We start from the raw sequence: 20,360 nt of genomic DNA, 5'->3' as shown, positions 1-20,360 counted from the left end.
ATTTATACATTCTTGTGAGGTATATTCTACACTATATTTTTGTAAATTTGGGACATAATCAAAAACGGTATACTAGGACATTATCATAAACGAATTATACACAGTATTCCAAAGTTGTTATAACCTTGACGTTAAGGTCGCAGTAACGTATAATGCTTCATTGTAGAATTAAAAATATAAAATTAATAAAGCTTGAACATGTCTTATATGAAGGAGATTATAATTTGGATAGATCAAAACAATTGGGAGAAGAAAATATAGGCAAACTACTTATGAAGTTCTCTATTCCAGCTATTGTAGGCATGGTAGTTAATGCACTATATAATGTTGTAGATAGAATATTTATAGGACATATAGAAGGTGTAGGGGAACTTGCTTTATCAGGAGTTGCAGTTACATTCCCTATTGCTCTTATAGTTATGGCGTTTGCAATGCTAATTGGTATTGGGACAGCAGCACTTATATCTATAAAGCTTGGGGAACAAAACAAAGGTGAGGCAGAGCATATCTTAGGAAATGCATTTACCCTCATTATGATAATTTCATTTATAGTAACTATTTTAGGGCTCATATTTTTAGAACCTATGTTACTAAAAATTGGGGCTAGTAAAGAAATTTTACCCTATGCCAAGGGATACATAAGAATAATACTTATCGGCTCAGTATTCCAAAGTATAGGATTTGGACTGAATAATACTATACGATCTGAAGGAAATCCAAGGGTAGCAATGGTTACCATGTTAATTGGTGGGATATTAAATACAATTTTAGACCCTGTTTTTATTTATGGGTTTGGTATGGGAACGGAGGGAGCAGCTATAGCAACTGTTATTTCCCAAACTGTAACTACTATATGGGTATTATCCTATTTCCTAGGTGGAAATAGTGTGTTAAAAATACGTTACAAAAATTTAAAACTAGATACTAAAATTGTAAAGAGCATTTTTGCAATAGGAATGTCTCCATTTTCTATGCAGATAGGAGCAAGTATAGTAACTATAGTATCTAATAGAAGTCTAGTTAGATATGGTGGCGATTTGGCTCTGGGAGCTATGGGAGTTATTATGAGTATTTCCATGATGGTGTTAATGCCAACTTTTGGAATAATTCAAGGTAGCCAACCAATTATAGGGTATAATTATGGTGCTAAAAAGTATCGTCGTGTAAAACATGCTTTAAAATTAGCAATAATAGCAACTACTGCTGTTACTACAACTGGATTCATAATCATACAGTTGATTCCAAAACAACTCATAAGCTTATTCAATAAGGATCCGGAGCTTGTAGCAATAGGAGTTCATGGCATTAGAATATACCTATTTATGATTCCCATAATAGGATTTCAAATAGTTAGTTCCAACTATTTTCAAGCCATAGGTAAAGCTAAAATATCTATATTTTTAAGCTTAAGCAGACAAGTTATAATTCTTATACCACTTTTATTTATTTTACCCAGGTTTCTCGGGTTAAATGGTGTATGGGCATCGGCTCCAACCTCAGACGTTATATCGTCTATTATAACAGCTATATTCTTATATGTAGAAATTAAACATTTAAATAAATTACATGATGAAGATTAAGCTCTGGGATAACCAAGGGCTTTTTTTATTTAGCGAATTTATAAACTATTTAAAAAATAAAATATTCCAATATTGAAAATATATGTTGACAATTCGTGATTACACTTGTAAACTTAGATTACAGTTGTAAACGGAGCGGAGGTAGAATAATAATGAGTGAAATCCCTAAAATATCAAATGCAGAGTGGGAAGTAATGAAAGTAATATGGAATCATTCTGAAATTACATCAATTAATATCATGCAGGAATTAAAGGATAAAGTAGAGTGGAAACCCTCCACAGTTAAAACTCTAATAAACAGATTATTAAATAAAAATGCAATTGGTTTTAATAAATTATGTAATGAATATTTATATTACCCTTTGGTATCAGAGGACGAATGTATAAAATTAGAAAGTCAGTCCTTTATTGATAAGGTATTTGATGGTTCAATTAAATCTATGCTCTTGAACTTTGCTAAATCTGAGCAACTATCTGAAACTGATATAGTTGAACTTAAAAATATACTAAATAAATCAAGTAATAAGGAGGGGTGATGTATATGGATATATTAAGTATCTTTAAGATGATTCTACTATCCTCATTAATTGGCAGCATAATAGTACTCATGATTTTAATTATTAAAGGTATATTCAAAGATAAATTAAGCTCTAACTTTCACTATTATATATGGTTAATATTAATCATAAAATGAGACAGGACCTTGAAATTTCCTGTGATGCTAGAGTAATTTCTTATTTAGATAAAGGGAAAAATCTTCAATATGGGGATGCAATAGTAAGAGTACTAGAGCTCAGGGGCAGCAACAATAGACTAATTGGAACCACTTCTATGGTTATGAATAGCTCTGAAATAAAAAGGAGGATTATTATGATTTCAAAGTATAAGAAGGCAAATATTAAAAATATAGTACTTGGAGCTATCATTGTAATTATATTAGGAGGTATAGGTATTGCACTAAACACTTCAAAATCACAAGAAGAAACATCAGTTAAGTTTGCCAAAGAATTTGTTGAAAGTATCTATGCAGTAGATGCAAAAGAAGTAGCTGATTTTAAGATACCTATGCCAGAGTATACTGGGGAACAACCAATGAGCGAAGAAGATTATAAAAAACACAGTGCTATAGTCCTTGAAGTAAGGAAGTCGATTGATAAAGAAATAGTAGATTTAATGACAGACGAAGGGTACATGGTAGCATTAGCAAATCAGTTTAAGAGTGTGAGTACAAGAACATGTGCTAAGGGTAATTATACAGCACAAGTTACAGACATTACTTTAGGGGAAGACGTGTATAAAGATTATAAAGATAATGATAATGATAAAGTAAGATATCCTTACGAAGTTAAATTTGATTTTATATCTTCTGATGGTAAAACCAAACAAGCAGACACAGCCAAAGGAGTTATAGAACTAGTAAAAGAAGATGGCACGTGGAAAGTGTGTGCGTTTGGGATAAAACAATTCCCGGAATTATACTTGCAATTATTCAAAAATAAGTAGCCCCTCAAAAGGAGCCATTGATCTTATAAAAGAAAACGGTCAATGGAAAGTGCGGGGGTTTGGGATAAATCAATTACCGGATATATATAAGAAAAAGTAAATAGAATTAAATATAACAGCTATGTAGGTGGCAAACATAACATTCCTTTGCCACATTTATCAATTTGATAAAGTTTGCATGTGCCAAACTTGAAGGTCAGTGTCCAAAATTCTTCTGCCTTCAAGTTTAGTATTAGAGTTGCTATTATTTTTAAGACTCCTTGATGACCTACTATTAAAATTGTTTTACCTTTATATTTTTCTGCAATTTCATTAAAACATAACTTTACCCTGTCGTAAAAAGTGTTAAAGCTTTCGCCTTCTGGAATACAAAAACCTTGCCAATCTTTTGCCCACTCAAGCCATTCATTATTATATATTTTTTCTATTTCTTTATAATGAAGATTCTCCCATTTGCCGAAATTAAGTTCTTTAAGCTCTGGGTATATTTCAAAGTTATTTTTGTTTAAGCCAGTTATTATTTCTGAAGATTGCATAGTTCTTATGAGAGGACTTGTTATTATTGAGTCGAAAGCAATGCCATTGAGACTTTCCGCTACAACTCTACATTGAGCTTCTCCCTGTAATGTTAAAGGTACATCCGTCCACCCAAAATAAACTTTTTTCATATTTAATTCTGTTTCCCCATGCCTAGTTAAATATATATTTGTGGTCATAGCATATACCTTTGTAATATTATAAATATACAAAATACTAAAATCTCAGTTAGCTCGCTTGCAGCGCCTAAGATATCACCTGTTATTCCATCTATTATAGATTTTATATATTTTTCAAATAAAATCATTATTAGTATTGTTGGAACAATGATGAATATAGCATTTAAGCCTACTAGTGAATAAGTTAATGCTGCCATTATAATTAATGCTATAACAAGTGTTTTTAGTGATATTTTACCGATAAATACATTGCCTAGACCACCTTCTTTTCTTGCATAAGTGGAAATATAGCTAAGTAAAACTAAAATAGTTTTTGATAAAACACAAGATATTATAATAGCTTTTACTACATTATAATTGGTATTATTAATGGAAGCTAAGAGCCCAATTCTTAAGGCTAAATCAAAAAAAATAGCTACGGATCCATTAGTTCCTATACTACTATCTTTCATTATCTCAAGCATTCTTTCCTTTTTTCTAGCTGAGTATATTCCATCGCAGGTGTCTGCTAGGCCATCAAGATGAAAAGCGCCAGTTATACACACATTGAATAGCGCTACAAAAATAATAGTTACGGAATTTGAAAATATAGGTGAGAGTAATAAGAAAACTAACGCATTTAAAATTCCTATAATAAGCCCTATAAGTGGAAAATATACCATTGCACTTTTAAAGCTATTCTCATCTACATCAATTTGTGTATTTATAGGTATTCTTGTTAAAAATTGTAGCATAAGAATAAAATTTTTCATAACATGCCCCCTGGAATTTATTTTATTTTCATAGGCAAACCGCAAACTACAAGATAAACTTCATCCGCTCTTGAGGCAATATATTGATTTGCTCGTCCTGATATATCTCTGAATATTCTTGATAGTTTATTATCTGGTACAATGCCAAAACCAATTTCATTTGTAACAAGTATTAGTGTTTCTGTATTTAAATTTGATTCGTCTAGAAACTCAGTTATTTCGTTTAGAATTCTTTTTTCTAGTTTATTTATTGATTCCTCATCTAAATTTTCAACATCAAAACCACCAAATTCAAACATTAGATTGGTAATCATTATGGTGATACAATCTAACAATATAGATTGATAGGATCTTTCTTTATCTCGAAATACTCTCTTTAAATCCATATAACCTTCAAAGGTACCCCAATTTTCAGGTCTTCTAGCCTTATGTTTCTTTACTCGTTCCCTCATTTCATCATCAAAGGGTATAGAGGTAGCAATATACATAACGTCATCACCAACCGCTTTTGCCAAATCCTCGGCATAAGTACTTTTTCCACTTCTTGCTCCGCCAGTAACCAAAACTAATTTTCCCATTTTTTTACCTCCAACACTACCAAAGGGTAGCTATTGATTTATTATTTTAAAAAGCTCCTGCTTATTTTTTGGCGCCTGTACATCAGAATTTATTTTTCCATTTGCTTGTAACTTCTCAAAAATTTCGAGAATTAATGGCTTTTCAAGATAAGAGTTAGATATTAATTCATCATCTGAAAAGATTTCATAAGGTGAACCTTCGCGAACTATTTCTCCGTCTTTCATAACAAATATGTAGTCTGACCAGGCGTAGGCAAGTTCAACATCATGGGTTGATAAAATTACAGTCATGCCATTTTCATTAAGGTCATTAAATATCTCTACTACTTGTTTTGAATGTTTAGGGTCAAGGCTTGAAGTCGGCTCATCAAGTATTATTACTTCAGGGCTCATTGCAATTATATCTGCTATTGCTACTCTTTTCTTTTGTCCATGACTTAGAAAATGAACTGCTTTATCTTTAAACTCAGTCATACCTGTATTTATAAGGGCTTCGTCCACGCGACGTCGAACCTCAGTCTCATCTAGCTTTAGATTCATTGGCCCAAAAGAAATTTCTTGATACACACTTGCTGAAAAAAGCTGATTATCCGGGTCTTGGAACACAATACCTACATTTTTTCTTAAGGCATTTAATGACGTGGCCTTATATTTTATTTCATTACCACTATAAAAAACCTTACCTGAAGAAGGTTTTAAAACACCGTTAAAGTTTAAAAATAGTGTGGATTTACCCGAACCATTCACTCCTAAAAACGATATTTTTTTTCCTTTTTCTATTTTCAAACTAATATTATTCAGAGCCTTAGTTCCATCTTGATATTTAAAATTCAAATCTTTTGTTTCTATAATATATTCTTTATCCATAATAATCCTCCCGAGATGATCACACCTATATTGTCATTTGTAGCTAAAAATATTAAGAACGTTTCCAGTAATATAATCATGAATAAATTTACATATGAAATTTTATAAGTATTTTCAAGAACGTTAATGTCACCATCATAGCATCTTGATTCTAGAGCAGTATACATATCTTGAGAACGCTTGTAGGAACTTAGAAATAGTGAACCTATAAGTTTTCCTAGTGAGTTATAGCTAGTTTTTAGGTTTGAGTATCCGAGTCTTGAATTCTGTGATATATAAATCATATTTATAGTTTCTAGCATTATGAAAATAAATCTATATATAAGACTCATAAGCTCTATAAATAATTTGGGAACTTTAAGTTTTTTTAATACAGATAAAAGTTCAACAATTGGTGTAGATAGTGAAAGGAAGTATAGGCAAGACACTGCCGCAAGGGACCTAAATAATACTTTTACGGATTCCATAATGCTTTCCACTGTACATCCAAATTCGACGTTTAAAATACTAAAACTAAATAATGATTCACTAGTACTCGCTCCTATGTTTATAGCTATGGTTATAACTCCGATTATTAAAAAGCTAAGTGGAATTAACATTAATATGAAATATGAACTGAAGGGTATTTTACCTTTATAAACAGTTATGAGTCCCATAAGAATGATTACAATTACAGATATTAAAATATTGTTTAAATATATACTCAGTAGCATTGTTATAATAGCAAAAACAAACTTTTCCATTGGGTTAACTTTTCTAAGATTAGAGATATAAGATAATTTATCAATTGAGATCATGTTTATTCACTTTAGAAAATTCTTTCTTAGCTTTTGCGTATCCGAAATAGTAACAAATAAATCCTACACCTGTTGCTGCTTGTAATGCAAATAGTAAACTTTCTACCTCGCCACTTGGTGGTGTCCAAACAGAAGTAAACCACGGCTCATAAGTGGAATCAATTTGTGTAATAGCATCCTTTGCATGTCCATCTGCACCACCAAATCCAGCGTTTTTATTAATTAATAATGGCGAAACCCCGAGAATGACCACAATAAGTGCTAGAATAAGATTCTTCTTTAACATTTTATAGCTTTTTTTATTATTCATTTTTTATGCCTCCTGAGATAATACGTTTAAGTCTATTAATTCAGACTTGCTGTAGGCAGTTAAAAGGTTAAATACTATCACAGTTAATATCCCTTCACTAATAGCAAGTGGAATTTGAGTTACTGCAAATATACCCATAAATTTCATAAGTGATGCTATAAACCCTCCGGTTTTATCTGGAAAAGCCAGCGCAAGCTGAAAGGAAGTTGTAACATATGTCATTAAATCTCCCAGTGCGGCCGCTATAAAAATTGAAGTTGACCGTGATACCTTCATTTTTTTAAGCGTTTTATATGAATAATATGTTACGAGCCCTCCAACAACAGCCATTGAAAATGTATTTGCACCAAGTGTAGTGAGCCCCCCATGGGCAAGCATTATAGCTTGAAAAATAAGAACTATTAATCCTATCACAACCATTACTGTGGGACCAAAAAGTATTGCACCAAGACCAATTCCTGTTGGATGCGACGAGCTACCAGTAACAGATGGAATCTTCAGTGCTGATAGAGCAAAGGTAAATGCACCTGCCATTGCAATAAGCATCTTTATTCTTGGATTTATCTCCACTTTTTTCTTTATTGAAAACAAGCCAACAATAATAAATGGTAAACTCACTGCTCCCCATGAAATACACCATACAGGAGGCAAAAATCCTTCCATTATATGCATTGCAAAGGCATTTTTAGGCATAAATATTAACGCAAGAAAAATTCCGAGGGCAACTTGATATTTCTTTTTCATAAAAAACCTCCAAAAATAATAATGTTTACAGAACAAAAAATCCTTCTAACGAATTCGTTAGAAGGACTAATAATGATAAAATCAATATTTTAACACCCCTCCCTATCGCTCGTAGAGTAAATGGCATATAAATGTAGGTAGGTCTTCTGACTCAAGAATCATTATTCTTATAAACCTTCCCGAAATAATCAGTGGTATAAATATAAGAACTCCTCTTTTACAGCGGCGGCACCGTGTGAGATTTTCACTCAACTTCTCTTTTAATTAATCTATAAAGATTAAACCTATATAAATTTAGTATTCAATTATATTATAATTTTACATCACATATTTATTAGTGTCAATAATATATTATGTTACTCAAATAAAATTCATTTTATAAAACTGTTGATTTATATTTAAACCACAACTATAATTTAGACATTATTATATATAAGATCGGAGAAAAATATATGAAGGTAGTACGAAGTTATCCTGGAAGTCTAGGGGAAGTAATACAGGGGAAAGCATATGGGAAAGAACTGTTATTATCTTGTCCTGTTAATTTATTTACTAGGGTTATGGTTTTTGAAAGTATTTTGCCAGTTAATAAAAATAAATACCCAAAGTGTAAAAAATTTATGAAGAACATTTTAGAAAGCTGGGGCTATATACGCAGTTATGATGAGCTGGATATAGAAATTGTGTCTGAAATCCCAATTGGAAAAGGGTTTGCCAGTAGCACCGCAGATATAATGGCTCTCTATTTGTCCTTACTTAAGCTTTTTGAGAGGAAATATGATGAGCAGGATTTAATTAATCATACTATTGGAATTGAGCCAACAGATAGTATAATTTTTCCGGAAATGACTTTGTTTGATTATAAAAATGGAGACTTTAAGGAGATTTTAGGCAGTTACCTAGAATTTAATGTGCTTGTATTTGAGGGGCAAAAGGTTATTGATACTGTTGGATTTAATAAAAATGTGAAGTGTGATTTGGCAGAAATAGAAGACCTTATACCAAATCTAAAACAAGCTGTTAGTGAAAGGAATATAGAAAAGTTAGCCAATATTTCATCAGAAAGTATATTAAGAAATCAATATAGATTAAAGTACGATATTTTACCAATCATTAAAGAAATACAAATTAAGACAGGTGGAATTGGAATTATTGGTGCGCATAGTGGAGATTTCCTTGGAATAATATATAGTGAAAATACTATGATGAAAGGGGTTTTGAATTATGGAACATCAATTCCAGGATATAAAAAATATGCTCTAAAGACAATTGCTAATTGTAAATAATATTTGTAAATAATAATTATAAGGTTGTACTTTTTAACAATCTGAGTTATAATTTAACTATAATTAAATAGAAAATTTATGGTACTAAATGTTTAAAAGGGAAAGCAGTAATGCTACAGCCCCCGCTACTGTATACGTAGACAAATCCCGACCACTGGCTAAAGAAAGCTGGGAAGGTGGGAAGAGAGAGACGCGTAAGTCAGGAGACCTGCCATGAGTTAGGCTAATCCTTCGGAGGGAAGGGTAGTGGCGTAGATATCCTTTTGAAACAGTATAACCTATATTTTTATTAGGTTTTCATTTATTATAAATAATAAGGATTATTGTACCCCTATCTTTTGGTAGGGGTACAATTTTTTTTTGATTTAAAAGGGAGTGTAAATATTGAATCTTCTAAAGGAAACAACAGATAGTATAAAACCACTATATAGTGAGTGCGTTGTGAAGGCTTGGCAAAGAATTGATAATCTTACAAAGCCTATAGGAAGCCTAGGCGGGTTAGAAGAAATTGCAGCTAAGTTAATAGGTATCACTGGTAAGACAAATAATAGTATAAATAAAAAAAACATTATAATCATGTGTGCCGATAATGGAGTAACAGAAGAGGGAGTAAGTGCATGTCCTCAAAATATAACAGCCATTGTCACAAAAAATTTTACAAAACATATAACGGGTGTGTGCAAACTTGCACAGTACTCAAATTCAGATATAACTGTGGTGGATGTTGGTGTTAATGCTGATTTTGATAATAAAACTATAATAAATAAAAAAATTGCCTACGGAACTAAAAATATGGCAATAGGTCCAGCTATGACTAAAGATGAGGCAATAAGAGCTATAGAGGTTGGAATAGAAACAGTGAACGGGTTGGTATCATCAGGATATGATCTACTGGGAACAGGGGAGATGGGCATAGGAAATACAACAACTTCAGCAGCAGTTCTTAGTGTGCTTTCAGGTATGAATTCAGATTTAGTAGTGGGAAAAGGATCAGGACTTACGCAGATGCAATATGAAAATAAAAAAAGTGTAGTTAAAAGGTCAATTCAGGTAAACGCCCCTAATAAAAATGATGTAATTGATGTATTAGCCAAAGTTGGAGGTTTCGATATTGCCGCGCTTTGTGGATGCTTTTTAGCAGCGGCAAGTCTTCGGGTACCGATTGTTATAGATGGATTTATTTCATCAGCGGCTGCATTATGTGCCTATAGAATTAATCCTCTTTGTAAGGAATACATGTTTCCTTCTCACTTGTCAGCAGAAACAGGGGCTATTTATATGATGAATGAATTAAATCTTACTCCTATGTTAAATTTAAATATGAGACTTGGAGAAGGATCGGGGTGTGCCTTAGCATTTAATATAATAGAAGCAGCACTTTATACTATAAATAATATGGCTACCTTTCAGGAAGCAGAAATAATCAAAGATTGCTATGTGGACATTAGGTAGAGACTTAAAACGAAGAAGAGTAAATTTGGAGATGAGTAAATGATACAACTTATTGGATTACATAGCGAGAGTACAGTTGAAATAAGAGAAAAGCTTTCAATTATACCAAAGCATTTAGAGGAAAGTATAAGAAGTGTTTTAAGTATAAGTGATGAGGTAGTTATAATAAGCACCTGCAATAGAACAGAAATATATTTTAATTCAGAAGATTATGATAAGAATAAGGTTGAAGAAATTTTTAATCTTTTGAATTGGGATTTAGAACTTATAGAACATACATTTCACATTAAAGAGAAAAGAGCTTCCGAACATTTGATGGAAGTAGTTTGCGGATTCCATTCCAAAATTTTAGGTGAGGACCAAATTTTAGGTCAAGTCAAAAATGCAATTGAAAGTTCTGCAAAGGTTAATGGAGTAAATAGTGATTTGCAGAAATTGTTTCAGATGGCTATTACTTGCGGTAAAAAATTTAGGGACAAATCGAAGATTTATAAAATACCGGTATCATCTTCATCTATTGTAGTAAAGGAGGCTATAAATAATGGCCTTAGAAAGTTTATGCTTGTTGGATTTGGAGATGTAGGAGCATTAACTTTAAATTATATCTTAAGCAGTGATTTTGATGTGCTTTATATTGCAGTAAGAAATGTTGAAATCGTTAAAATAAAAGATAGCAGGGTGAAAATAATAAGGTTTGAAGAGAAAAACAGTTATTTCGAACAGGTAGACTGTATTATAAGTTGTACCTCAGCACCACATCCCGTGATATTAAAGAAAGATTTGCTAGATAAAAAACTAATAATATATGACCTTGCGATTCCAAGAGATGTGGAGAAACAGGTATTGTCCATGGCTAAAGTTGTGGTTTATGATATAGATAAAATAAGTGCTATTGATGATGAGAATAGAAAAAAAAGAAAAGAGTTAATGCATAAGAATAAATATATAATAGAAAAATATGTAGGTGACTTCATAGATTGGCAAAAGCTTCGGGAAATTGATCCTCACATCAAAAAACTTTTAAAATCAGGGGAAAAAGTATATTATGAAAGGTTTAAGAGCTTTAAGCATAAACAGCATGCGAAAGACAATGAGGAACTGGCTATGACACTACTTAAAAGTACTTCTGATGCCTACATTAATAGGGCAATAGAAGTGCTGAAAGAAGAGCAATTGAAGGGAAGGGCTGATGAATGTCTAAGAATAGTACAAAAAATATTTTATCCTCAGAAGTAGAATATGCATTTATATCACTTCTTTCTAACAAAATTTCAGTTGTAATAATTGGAGGTGGAAAAGCGGGTTTTATAAAGTGTAAGAGTTTTGCTGATAAAGGATGTAATGTTTTAGTGGTATCAAAAGAATTTAATTCTAGTTTTAACGACTTAAGTAACCGTTATAATGTTGAGTTAATAAAAGATGCCTATAAGAAAAGTTATATACTTAATAAGCATTTAGTTGTGATTGCAGTGGATGATAAGTCGGATAATGTAAAAATCAAAGAGGACTGTGAAAGCAATTATAAATTATATTTAGATTGTTCCAATTTTAAAGAGGGACTTTTTATAACACCAATACAAAGACAAATAAAAAATTTATCTTTTAGTATTCACACAAAGGCAGGAAATCCAAAGGCTTCAATTCTACTTGCGGATTGTATTTATAATAAACTTAATGATTATACTGAATTTATCGAGTATATTGGTGGTTTAAGAGAAAAAGTAAAGAAATTAGATCATAAAATTGAGTTCATGGATTTTGTTTCAACTGAAGATTTTATGTTTTTTTATTCTAAGGGAGCTCATGAAAGTGTTTTAAATATGTTTTATGGAGGGGAAAATTTTGAATTTAAAAATTGCTACAAGAAAGAGTAAGTTAGCCCTTATTCAAGCCGATTGGGTTATGAATAAAGTTATGGAAAAACATGGTGTGTGCAGTGAAAAACTACTTATTAAAACGGAGGGAGATAAAAGACTTGACGTTTCGCTTGATAAGATAGGCGGAAAGGGAATTTTCGTAAAAGATATAGAGATGGCGATCGCTGATGGAAGGGCAGATGCTGCGGTTCATAGCATGAAGGATGTACCTTATGAGATAAATGAAGCTTTTGAAATAGCAGCTATTCCTACAAGAGAAGATGCAAGGGATGCGTTTATTTCTATGAATGGTATAAGTTTTTTTGAACTTAGGAAAGGGGCTAAAATTGGAACGAGTAGCAATAGGAGATCGGCTTTGGTTAAACTTCTAAGACCTGATATAGTTACGGTTTCAATAAGGGGAAATGTTCAAACTAGAATAAGCAAGATTGAGAGTGAAGATTTAGATGGAATAATACTTGCATCAGCGGGTTTAAAGAGGTTAGATATGGAAAGCATTATTACGGATTATTTTGATCCTCATGAGTTTATACCAGCAGTAGGACAAGGCGCTTTGGGAATTGAAGTTCTTTCAAAAGGCCAGCATGCAGAAATTTTCAGGAGCCTTAATGACCGCGACATAAGAATTTGTGTTGAGGCGGAAAGAAGTTTTATGAGAAGATTAGATGGTGGATGTCATTCTTCACTTGGTGCTTATGCTGAACTAGAAGGAGACCTAATGCATATCGTCGGAATTTTTAGTGTTGGGGGAAGACTTGTAAAAAAAGATATAATGGGTCCAAGTGAAAGGTATTTAGAACTAGGGAGGGATCTAGCAGAAAGAGTTTTACTGGGATAAAATCACTTTATAAAAAACTGTAGGTAAAGGAGATAAATATGGGAAAAGTATATCTAATAGGTGCGGGTCCTGGAGAACCAGAATTAATGACTCTTAAAGCGGTCCGTATGTTAAAAAAATGCACTGCGGTAATGTATGATAGGCTGGCAGGGGCAAATGCGCTAAAATATTTAAATGAGGGTTGTAAAATTTTCTATTGTGGCAAGGAACCGGGATGCCATTATAAAAGGCAAGATGAAATAAATGAAATGCTCGTTAGCCTTGCAAAAGAAGGTCATATAGTAGGAAGGGTTAAAGGTGGAGACCCATATGTATTTGGGCGTGGAGGAGAAGAAGCATTAATACTGTTTAATGAAGGAATCGATTTTGAAGTTATTCCAGGAGTTACCTCTGTTATTTCCGTTCTAAGCTATGCTGGAATTCCAGTTACACATAGGGGACTTTCACAAGGATTTCATGTATTTACAGGCATGAGCGCAGAAAAGTTAAATATCAACTGGGAAGGTGTATCTAGCCTTAATGGTACTTTGATTTTCCTAATGGGACTGGCGCATATTGACGATATAACTAGGAATTTAATAAATTCAGGAAAATCTATAGAAACTCCTTGTGCAGTAGTAATGAGGGGAACAACAGCAAAACAAAAAAAAGTTGTAGGGACGTTAGTGGACATTGCATTAAAAGTAAAGGAAGCATCATTTACATCACCTTGCATTATAGTTGTTGGAGATGTGGTCACATTGGGTGAAAACTTGAATTGGTATGAAAGAATGCCATTGTTCGGACTTAACATATGTACTACTCGTTCTGTGGAGCAATCAAAATCTATAAATGAAAGACTTGTGGATTTGGGAGCCGAAGTAACTGAAATAAATTCTATTAAAATAAAAAGAAGCCAGTTTGAGCTTGATAGTGTTAAACATAAGCTAAGTGAATATGAGCACATAATATTTACGAGTGTAAATGCTGTAAATATATTTTTTGATTACATTTTAGAAAATGCAATAGACATAAGAAGCTTAAGGGGGGAATTTGCAGTAATTGGGTCTGCAACGCAGAGATGCTTAAAGGATAGAGGAATAATCCCGGATACTGTTGCAGAAGAGTTTATAAGTGAGGATTTGTTCCATAAATTGAACACTAAAATTAAATTAGAAGATAAAATCTTAATCCCCTGTTCAAAACATTCTAGAGCTTATCTTTCTGAAAAATTAAGAAATTGTGGTGCAATTGTTGATAAGATACATATTTATGAACCAATCTGTGGAGAACTAAAGGATGTAAATGTATTCGAAATTGTGGATATAGTTATATTTACAAGCCCATCCACGGTAAAAAACATGATTAAACTAGTAGGACTGGATGCTATAAAGCAGAAAAAATCTGTGGCGATTGGGCCTATAACGGCTAAGGAATTAGAACTAAATGGTATAAATCCATCTGTTTGCAAGGAATATAGCGAAGACGGAATTATAAGCAAAATATTAGAATTAAATTAGGAGGGAACTATGTTTAATAGAAACAGAAGATTAAGAGGTAAAAGCGCTACGAGAGATTTAGTTAGAGAAACAGTAATTTCATCAGATGATTTTATCTATCCAATATTTGCAGTTGAGGGTGAAAATATAAAAGAAGAAATATCTTCACTTCCTGGATGTTATCATTATTCATTAGATAGATTACATGAAGTTATAGAACAGGTAGTAAAGTGCAAAGTTAGAGGAGTAATGGTTTTTGGAATACCAGAGCATAAGGATGAAATAGCATCTTCAGCTTTTGATGCTGATGGAATAGTTCAAAGGGCTGTTAAGGTGATAAAGAAAATTACAAGTGATTTATTAATTATTACAGATGTGTGTATGTGTCAATACACAAGTCACGGTCATTGTGGAATTGTTGAGGAGAGCACAGTTAATAATGATAAGTCACTAAAATATCTTGCGGAAATTGCACTATCTCATGCAGCGGCTGGAGCAGATATGATAGCACCTTCTGACATGATGGATGGCAGAGTTCTAGCTATAAGAAATTTACTGGACCAAAATGGTTATGATAATATTCCTATTATGAGCTATAGTGCAAAATATTGTTCGGCTTTTTATGGCCCGTTTAGAGAAGCAGCTAATTCAGCGCCACAATTTGGAGATAGAAAGACCTACCAAATGGACCCTGCAAACATTAGAGAAGCAATGACAGAAATTCAATATGATATAGAAGAAGGCGCAGACATCGTAATGATTAAACCAGCTCTATCATATTTAGATGTTATAAGATGGGCTAGAGATAGAAGTGATGTTCCAATTGCAGCTTATAGCGTTAGCGGTGAATACGCTTTGGTTAAAGCCGGAGCAAAGCTTGGACTCATTGATGAAAAAGCAATGGCACTAGAAATGTTACTTTCTATTAAAAGAGCAGGAGCAGATATGATTATCACATATTATGCGCTAGAAGCTAGTAAATGGCTTAGGGAGGATATAAATGAGTAATTTAGATATATTTAATGAATCGAAGAAATATATGCCTGGTGGAGTAAATAGCCCAGTTAGAGCATTTAAAGATGTGGATATAAATCCACCCGTAATTAAAAGTGGTAAGGATGCTTACATATTTGATGAGGATGGAAACAAATATATAGATTTTGTTTGCGCTTGGGGTCCTATGATGATGGGACATTGTAATGAAATCATTGTAAAAGCAATTAAAGAAACTTGTGAGTCGGCCATAGCTTTTGGGGCTCCTACAAATCTTGAACTAAAGCTTGCAAAGCATATGTGCACCACTCTGGATGGACTGGACATGATTAGAATGGTTAACTCTGGAACCGAGGCTACTATGAGCGCAGTTAAGCTTGCAAGAGGATATACAGGTAGAAATAAAATAATTAAATTTGCTGGATGTTATCATGGACATTTTGATGGATTTCTAGTAAGTGCAGGTTCAGGGGTTCTAACTGAAGGTATACCAGGAAGTGCAGGGGTGCCAGAAGAAAGCATTAAAAATACTCTTATAGCGCAGTACAATGACATTGAAAGTGTTAAAAATGTATTTAAGAGTCATGGAAATGATATAGCAGCGGTAATTATAGAACCAGTAGCTGGAAACATGGGAGTTATACCAGCTAGTAAATCATTTTTAGAAGCATTAAATAAAATATGCAAGGAAAATGGAAGTCTATTAATTTTTGATGAGGTGATGAGTGGCTTTAGAGTTGCTTATAAGGGGGCAGCTAGTTTATATGGAATAAAGCCTGACCTTGTAACTTATGCAAAAATTATGGGGGGAGGATTACCTTGTGGGGCTTATGGCGGAAGAAGAGAAATTATGGAAATGTTATCTCCGATGGGACCAGTGTATCAAGCAGGAACTATGTCCGGAAACCCAGTGGTTATGGCAGCAGGATATGCAGCGCTTAAGGACCTTTATGATAATCCAAGTTATTATGAAAAATTAGAGGAATTAGGTTCTATGATTCAAAGCGGTGTAGAAAAAATCGCAGTGGAAAAAAATCTTCCTATAGTTGTAAACAGATGTGGATCAATGGTTACTATATTCTTTACGAAGCTTCACGAAGTTAATAATTATGAAGATGCAAAACAGTGTGATACTGTGCTTTTCGCGAAATTCTTTAAACATATGATAAGTAATGGCATATATATTGCTCCTTCACAATTTGAATCATTATTCTTAAGTGTTAAGCATAGCAAGGATGATATTGAGAAATTCTTAGATGTTTTGAAGAAGTTTTAATAGAGCAATATATAAAATAGTAGAGGTGAAAAATGAAGAAAGCAATATTAGTGGTAAGTTTTGGAACAACATACGCGGATACTAGGAAATTAACTATTGAAAGAATTCAGGAAAGAGTAAAGGAAACCTTTAATGATTATGAGGTTATAAGAGCTTTTACATCTCACATGATAATAAAAAAACTTAAAGATAGAGATGGAATCATTGAATATACACCAGAAGAGGCTTTAGATAAGTTAGCGCAGGAGGGATATTCAGAGGTTATAGTTCAGCCGTTGCACCTAATACCCGGTCTCGAGTACGATTATATTAAAGCGGTAGTCCATAGATTTAAAAATAAAAAGGCTTTTCAAGAGATAAAATTAGGTAGACCAGCCTTATATTATAAAGGTGAAGAAGGCGAAATACCCAATGATTATGGAATTCTAGTGGATGCGGTAGCGGAAGTTATTCCTAGTGATAAAGTGGTGGTTTTAATGGGACATGGAACTATACATTATGCTAATGCTTGCTACCCTTGTCTTCAAAGTGTATTCTATGACAAGGGATTTTCAAATGTTTATCTAGGAACAGTGGAAGGCTATCCAACACTACAAGATGTTATTAGAAAGCTTAAGGAAGATAAAATAAATGAAGTAACTTTAGTACCTTTAATGGTAGTTGCAGGGGATCATGCTAAAAATGACATGGCAAGTGATGAAGAGGATTCCTGGAAAATGGTTTTACAGAATCAGGGAATGAAAGTTAACATATATCTGCATGGGCTAGGAGAAATTTCGAAATTTCAGGAGATATATTTGGACCATATTAGAGATGTTATAGAAGATAAATACGAAGGGCTTGGAAAAACAAAAAAAGGTGGGATTTAGATGGCTAAAATAATGGTTCAAGGGACTGCATCTTCTGTTGGGAAGAGTATATTAGTTACTGCATTATGTAGAATATTTAAACAAGATGGATTTACAGTATGTCCTTATAAATCTCAAAACATGTCTCTAAACTCCTATATAACATTAGATGGTAAAGAGATGGGGAGAGCACAGGTGCTTCAGGCTTATGCAGCGGGGCTCGAACCAGAGGCCTACATGAATCCGATTTTATTAAAGCCAAGCTCCGATAAAAAGTGTCAAGTTATTGTAAAGGGTAAGGTGTATTGTAATTCTTCAGCTAAGGAATACCATAATATGAAGCTTGAGTTTAGTGATATGTTAAAGGTGGATTTCGAGGAAATTGAAAAGAATTTCGAAATTGTTGTAATAGAAGGAGCAGGCAGTCCCGCAGAAATAAATTTAAGGGATAGAGACATTGTAAATATGGGACTTGCGCAGCTTGTTGATGCACCTGTGATTTTGGTAGGGGATATAGATAAGGGAGGAGTTTTTGCAGCATTAGCAGGAACTATGCTTTTACTAGAGGACAATGAAAAGAAAAGAGTTAAGGGTACAATTATAAATAAATTCAGGGGAGACTTAGAAATACTAAAACCTGGACTTACTATGATTGAAGATATAATAAATGTGCCATGTCTTGGAGTGGTTCCAAGCTTCAATCTACAATTAGAAGATGAAGACGGGGCAGTAGAATTCAATAAAAAGGCAACAAAGGAAATAGATATTGCAGTGATAAAACTACCTCATATATCTAATTTCACAGATTTTGATGCTCTTAAAATTGAAGAGGATGTTTCTGTAAGGTTCATCACTAGTAAAGAGGAGTTTGGATGCCCAGATTTACTCATAATTCCTGGAAGTAAAAATACCATTGAAGATTTACTTACTCTTAAGGATTGTGGACTTTTTGATGAGATAAAGAGCTTTGGTGAAAAGAAGACCATAATAGGTATTTGTGGTGGATACCAAATGCTTGGAAGTGCTATTTTAGATCCTAATGAAGTAGAGACAAGCTTAAAATCAATAGAGGGTATGAAACTTTTAGATATTACGACCCAGTTTGAAAATGAAAAAGTAACCACAAGAGTTGAAGCTAAATTCAATAATAAGAGTGTATATGGTTATGAAATACATATGGGTATTTCAACTTATGGTAAAGATACGGAGCCATTATTCACTATAAGCACTAAAAATGGAGAAAGTGTCGACTACCCTGATGGAGCTATAAACAAACAAGGTAATATTATGGGAACATATATACACGGAATATTCGATGGTATCCCTTTTAGGGAAATGATATTAAATAGAATTCGAGAAGAAAAGGGATTGTGTTTAAAAGAAGCTAAAACTTATGAAAGCCTTAGGGAAATAGAACTTGATAAATTAGCTGACATAGTAAGAAACAGCATAGATATGAAAAAAATATATGAAATTATAAACTTAGAGCCTAAATGCAATAACATAGAGCCTTTTTCGGAATGAACTATATGATAGATATTGGCATAGCGGTGTTACTTGATTTTTTAATTGGGGACCCTAATTGGTTTCCTCATCCAATTATATATATTGGTAAACTTATAAAGGTACTTGAAGATTATTTTAGAAACAAAAGCAAGTCTGAAAAGGAACTTAAACTTTCAGGGGGGATAATCGTAATTGTGGTTATGGGTGTGAGCTTCATAATCCCATATTTTATACTATATATAACAAGAGACTTCTTTTGGATGCATCACATATTAAATATAATTATTATTTGGACCACATTAGCGGCTAGATGCCTTCATAGTGAGGGCATTAAGATTTATAATTCATTAAGAAGTGGTGATTTAGAGGATGCAAGGGTGAAGCTTTCATACATAGTGGGAAGAGAAACAAGTAATCTAACTGAGAGTGAAGTAATAAGAGCGGATGTGGAAACAGTAGCTGAAAATACCGCTGATGGGGTTATAGCGCCTCTTTTATTTGCAATGATTGGTGGAGCACCACTGGCGATGCTCTATAAAGGTGTTAATACCATGGATTCCATGCTTGGATACATGACTAAAAAATATAAGTATATAGGATTTTTTCCTGCTAAAATTGATGATGTATTTAACTATATTCCTGCAAGAATCACAGGAGTTATTATTTGCTTAGCAGCTCCCTTTGCCGGCGGAAATGTGTTTCAAAGCTTTAAAATAATGATTAGAGATAGAAGAAATCATAAGAGTCCAAACTGTGGATACCCTGAGGCAGCAGTTGCAGGAGCGTTAAGAATTCAAATAGGTGGAACTAATACTTATTTTGGCGAGACATCAATAAAACCTATGATTGGTGAACCTATAAAAGAACTTTCTATGGAACATATAAAATACACAATAGTGCTTATGTATGTATCTGAAGTAATTTGTTTGGGAATATATTTCATAGTGCGCTTTATATAG

The 20,360-nt window shown here is 33.1% G+C and carries 21 protein-coding genes and 2 riboswitches; of the genes, 14 read left to right on the top strand and 7 right to left on the bottom strand.

Features of this window, described 5'->3' with window-relative positions:
• Positions 1-224: 224 nt before the first annotated feature.
• From ACJAX4_RS01970 to ACJAX4_RS01960, 3 genes are all read left to right on the top strand, one after another.
• Positions 225-1,580 (top strand): MATE family efflux transporter, encoded by a 1,356-nt coding sequence (locus ACJAX4_RS01970; protein ID WP_435787773.1) that lies wholly within the window; start codon positions 225-227, stop codon positions 1,578-1,580.
• 152 nt (positions 1,581-1,732) lie between these two features.
• A complete protein-coding gene (locus ACJAX4_RS01965) occupies positions 1,733-2,116 on the top strand; it encodes a BlaI/MecI/CopY family transcriptional regulator (protein ID WP_435787772.1) in 384 nt (127 codons plus the stop codon).
• Between the two features lie 154 nt (positions 2,117-2,270).
• Positions 2,271-3,083 carry a M56 family metallopeptidase gene (locus tag ACJAX4_RS01960; RefSeq protein ID WP_435787771.1) on the top strand — a complete coding sequence of 271 codons (813 nt, stop codon included), beginning with the start codon at positions 2,271-2,273 and terminating at the stop codon, positions 3,081-3,083.
• 119 nt (positions 3,084-3,202) lie between these two features.
• Here the strand turns inward: ACJAX4_RS01960 and cobC are convergent, their stop codons facing one another.
• From cobC to ACJAX4_RS01925, 7 genes are read right to left on the bottom strand one after another with little or no spacing between them, the layout of a single operon-like run.
• Positions 3,203-3,799: an alpha-ribazole phosphatase gene (gene cobC / locus ACJAX4_RS01955; RefSeq protein WP_435787770.1), complete on the bottom strand. Its 597-nt coding sequence runs from the start codon at positions 3,797-3,799 to the stop codon at positions 3,203-3,205.
• Positions 3,796-4,551: an adenosylcobinamide-GDP ribazoletransferase gene (cobS, locus tag ACJAX4_RS01950; protein ID WP_435787769.1), complete on the bottom strand. Its 756-nt coding sequence runs from the start codon at positions 4,549-4,551 to the stop codon at positions 3,796-3,798. Before cobS ends, cobC begins: the two co-directional genes overlap by 4 nt.
• 17 nt (positions 4,552-4,568) lie before the next feature.
• A complete protein-coding gene (cobU, locus tag ACJAX4_RS01945; protein WP_435787768.1) occupies positions 4,569-5,129 on the bottom strand; it encodes a bifunctional adenosylcobinamide kinase/adenosylcobinamide-phosphate guanylyltransferase in 561 nt (186 codons plus the stop codon).
• A 30-nt stretch (positions 5,130-5,159) separates the two neighbouring features.
• On the bottom strand, positions 5,160-5,996 hold the full coding sequence (locus ACJAX4_RS01940) for an energy-coupling factor ABC transporter ATP-binding protein (protein WP_435787767.1): 837 nt from the start codon (positions 5,994-5,996) through the stop codon (positions 5,160-5,162).
• Positions 5,975-6,793 carry a cobalt ECF transporter T component CbiQ gene (cbiQ, locus tag ACJAX4_RS01935; protein ID WP_435787766.1) on the bottom strand — a complete coding sequence of 273 codons (819 nt, stop codon included), beginning with the start codon at positions 6,791-6,793 and terminating at the stop codon, positions 5,975-5,977. Before cbiQ ends, ACJAX4_RS01940 begins: the two co-directional genes overlap by 22 nt.
• A complete protein-coding gene (locus ACJAX4_RS01930) occupies positions 6,780-7,103 on the bottom strand; it encodes an energy-coupling factor ABC transporter substrate-binding protein (RefSeq protein WP_435787765.1) in 324 nt (107 codons plus the stop codon). The genes cbiQ and ACJAX4_RS01930 overlap by 14 nt, the downstream gene beginning before the upstream one ends.
• A 3-nt stretch (positions 7,104-7,106) precedes the next feature.
• Complete coding sequence (locus tag ACJAX4_RS01925; RefSeq protein WP_435787764.1) at positions 7,107-7,847, bottom strand: energy-coupling factor ABC transporter permease; 741 nt, start codon at positions 7,845-7,847, stop codon at positions 7,107-7,109.
• Between the two features lie 119 nt (positions 7,848-7,966).
• Positions 7,967-8,150: riboswitch (cobalamin riboswitch) on the bottom strand.
• A 149-nt stretch (positions 8,151-8,299) separates the two neighbouring features.
• Between ACJAX4_RS01925 and ACJAX4_RS01920 the strand changes: the two genes are divergently transcribed.
• From ACJAX4_RS01920 to cbiB, 11 genes are all read left to right on the top strand, one after another.
• Positions 8,300-9,133 (top strand): GHMP family kinase ATP-binding protein, encoded by an 834-nt coding sequence (locus ACJAX4_RS01920; protein ID WP_435787763.1) that lies wholly within the window; start codon positions 8,300-8,302, stop codon positions 9,131-9,133.
• 62 nt (positions 9,134-9,195) lie between these two features.
• Positions 9,196-9,363, top strand: a riboswitch (cobalamin riboswitch).
• Between the two features lie 154 nt (positions 9,364-9,517).
• Positions 9,518-10,585 carry a nicotinate-nucleotide--dimethylbenzimidazole phosphoribosyltransferase gene (gene cobT / locus ACJAX4_RS01915; RefSeq protein WP_435787762.1) on the top strand — a complete coding sequence of 356 codons (1,068 nt, stop codon included), beginning with the start codon at positions 9,518-9,520 and terminating at the stop codon, positions 10,583-10,585.
• Positions 10,586-10,624: 39 nt separating this feature from the next.
• Positions 10,625-11,821, top strand: coding sequence for a glutamyl-tRNA reductase (hemA, locus tag ACJAX4_RS01910; RefSeq protein WP_435787761.1), 1,197 nt, complete (start codon positions 10,625-10,627; stop codon positions 11,819-11,821).
• Positions 11,779-12,459 (top strand): NAD(P)-dependent oxidoreductase, encoded by a 681-nt coding sequence (locus ACJAX4_RS01905; protein WP_435787760.1) that lies wholly within the window; start codon positions 11,779-11,781, stop codon positions 12,457-12,459. The genes hemA and ACJAX4_RS01905 overlap by 43 nt, the downstream gene beginning before the upstream one ends.
• A complete protein-coding gene (gene hemC, locus ACJAX4_RS01900; RefSeq protein ID WP_435787759.1) occupies positions 12,428-13,300 on the top strand; it encodes a hydroxymethylbilane synthase in 873 nt (290 codons plus the stop codon). Before ACJAX4_RS01905 ends, hemC begins: the two co-directional genes overlap by 32 nt.
• A gap of 38 nt (positions 13,301-13,338) precedes the next feature.
• A complete protein-coding gene (gene cobA, locus ACJAX4_RS01895) occupies positions 13,339-14,799 on the top strand; it encodes a uroporphyrinogen-III C-methyltransferase (protein WP_435787758.1) in 1,461 nt (486 codons plus the stop codon).
• A gap of 9 nt (positions 14,800-14,808) precedes the next feature.
• The gene (gene hemB, locus ACJAX4_RS01890; protein WP_435787757.1) at positions 14,809-15,786 is read left to right on the top strand and encodes a porphobilinogen synthase; all 978 of its coding nucleotides are present in this window, start codon (positions 14,809-14,811) and stop codon (positions 15,784-15,786) included.
• Positions 15,779-17,047, top strand: coding sequence for a glutamate-1-semialdehyde 2,1-aminomutase (hemL, locus tag ACJAX4_RS01885; RefSeq protein ID WP_435787756.1), 1,269 nt, complete (start codon positions 15,779-15,781; stop codon positions 17,045-17,047). The genes hemB and hemL overlap by 8 nt, the downstream gene beginning before the upstream one ends.
• Before the next feature lie 32 nt (positions 17,048-17,079).
• Positions 17,080-17,916 (top strand): sirohydrochlorin cobaltochelatase, encoded by an 837-nt coding sequence (locus ACJAX4_RS01880; RefSeq protein ID WP_435787755.1) that lies wholly within the window; start codon positions 17,080-17,082, stop codon positions 17,914-17,916.
• On the top strand, positions 17,917-19,419 hold the full coding sequence (locus ACJAX4_RS01875) for a cobyric acid synthase (protein WP_435787754.1): 1,503 nt from the start codon (positions 17,917-17,919) through the stop codon (positions 19,417-19,419).
• Between the two features lie 5 nt (positions 19,420-19,424).
• Positions 19,425-20,360, top strand: coding sequence for an adenosylcobinamide-phosphate synthase CbiB (gene cbiB / locus ACJAX4_RS01870; protein ID WP_435787753.1), 936 nt, complete (start codon positions 19,425-19,427; stop codon positions 20,358-20,360).

It is taken from the genome of Clostridium sp., from assembly GCF_051278035.1.
In the GTDB taxonomy this organism is placed as follows: domain Bacteria; phylum Bacillota; class Clostridia; order Clostridiales; family Clostridiaceae; genus Clostridium_AD.
This window is presented reverse-complemented; position numbering and strand designations above follow the sequence as displayed.

Excerpts from the sequence above, each read along its gene's own strand:
- cobC (WP_435787770.1), bottom strand. The coding sequence starts at position 3,799 with ATGACCACAAATATATATTTAACTAGGCATGGGGAAACAGAATTAAAT.
- cobS (WP_435787769.1), bottom strand. The coding sequence starts at position 4,551 with ATGAAAAATTTTATTCTTATGCTACAATTTTTAACAAGAATACCTATA.
- cbiB (WP_435787753.1), top strand. The coding sequence starts at position 19,425 with ATGATAGATATTGGCATAGCGGTGTTACTTGATTTTTTAATTGGGGAC.
- cbiQ (WP_435787766.1), bottom strand. The coding sequence starts at position 6,793 with ATGATCTCAATTGATAAATTATCTTATATCTCTAATCTTAGAAAAGTT.
- ACJAX4_RS01965 (WP_435787772.1), top strand. The coding sequence starts at position 1,733 with ATGAGTGAAATCCCTAAAATATCAAATGCAGAGTGGGAAGTAATGAAA.
- cobU (WP_435787768.1), bottom strand. The coding sequence starts at position 5,129 with ATGGGAAAATTAGTTTTGGTTACTGGCGGAGCAAGAAGTGGAAAAAGT.
- ACJAX4_RS01960 (WP_435787771.1), top strand. The coding sequence starts at position 2,271 with ATGAGACAGGACCTTGAAATTTCCTGTGATGCTAGAGTAATTTCTTAT.
- ACJAX4_RS01905 (WP_435787760.1), top strand. The coding sequence starts at position 11,779 with ATGTCTAAGAATAGTACAAAAAATATTTTATCCTCAGAAGTAGAATAT.
- hemA (WP_435787761.1), top strand. The coding sequence starts at position 10,625 with ATGATACAACTTATTGGATTACATAGCGAGAGTACAGTTGAAATAAGA.
- ACJAX4_RS01880 (WP_435787755.1), top strand. The coding sequence starts at position 17,080 with ATGAAGAAAGCAATATTAGTGGTAAGTTTTGGAACAACATACGCGGAT.
- ACJAX4_RS01930 (WP_435787765.1), bottom strand. The coding sequence starts at position 7,103 with ATGAATAATAAAAAAAGCTATAAAATGTTAAAGAAGAATCTTATTCTA.
- ACJAX4_RS01875 (WP_435787754.1), top strand. The coding sequence starts at position 17,917 with ATGGCTAAAATAATGGTTCAAGGGACTGCATCTTCTGTTGGGAAGAGT.
- ACJAX4_RS01925 (WP_435787764.1), bottom strand. The coding sequence starts at position 7,847 with ATGAAAAAGAAATATCAAGTTGCCCTCGGAATTTTTCTTGCGTTAATA.
- ACJAX4_RS01940 (WP_435787767.1), bottom strand. The coding sequence starts at position 5,996 with ATGGATAAAGAATATATTATAGAAACAAAAGATTTGAATTTTAAATAT.
- cobA (WP_435787758.1), top strand. The coding sequence starts at position 13,339 with ATGGGAAAAGTATATCTAATAGGTGCGGGTCCTGGAGAACCAGAATTA.
- ACJAX4_RS01920 (WP_435787763.1), top strand. The coding sequence starts at position 8,300 with ATGAAGGTAGTACGAAGTTATCCTGGAAGTCTAGGGGAAGTAATACAG.
- hemL (WP_435787756.1), top strand. The coding sequence starts at position 15,779 with ATGAGTAATTTAGATATATTTAATGAATCGAAGAAATATATGCCTGGT.
- hemB (WP_435787757.1), top strand. The coding sequence starts at position 14,809 with ATGTTTAATAGAAACAGAAGATTAAGAGGTAAAAGCGCTACGAGAGAT.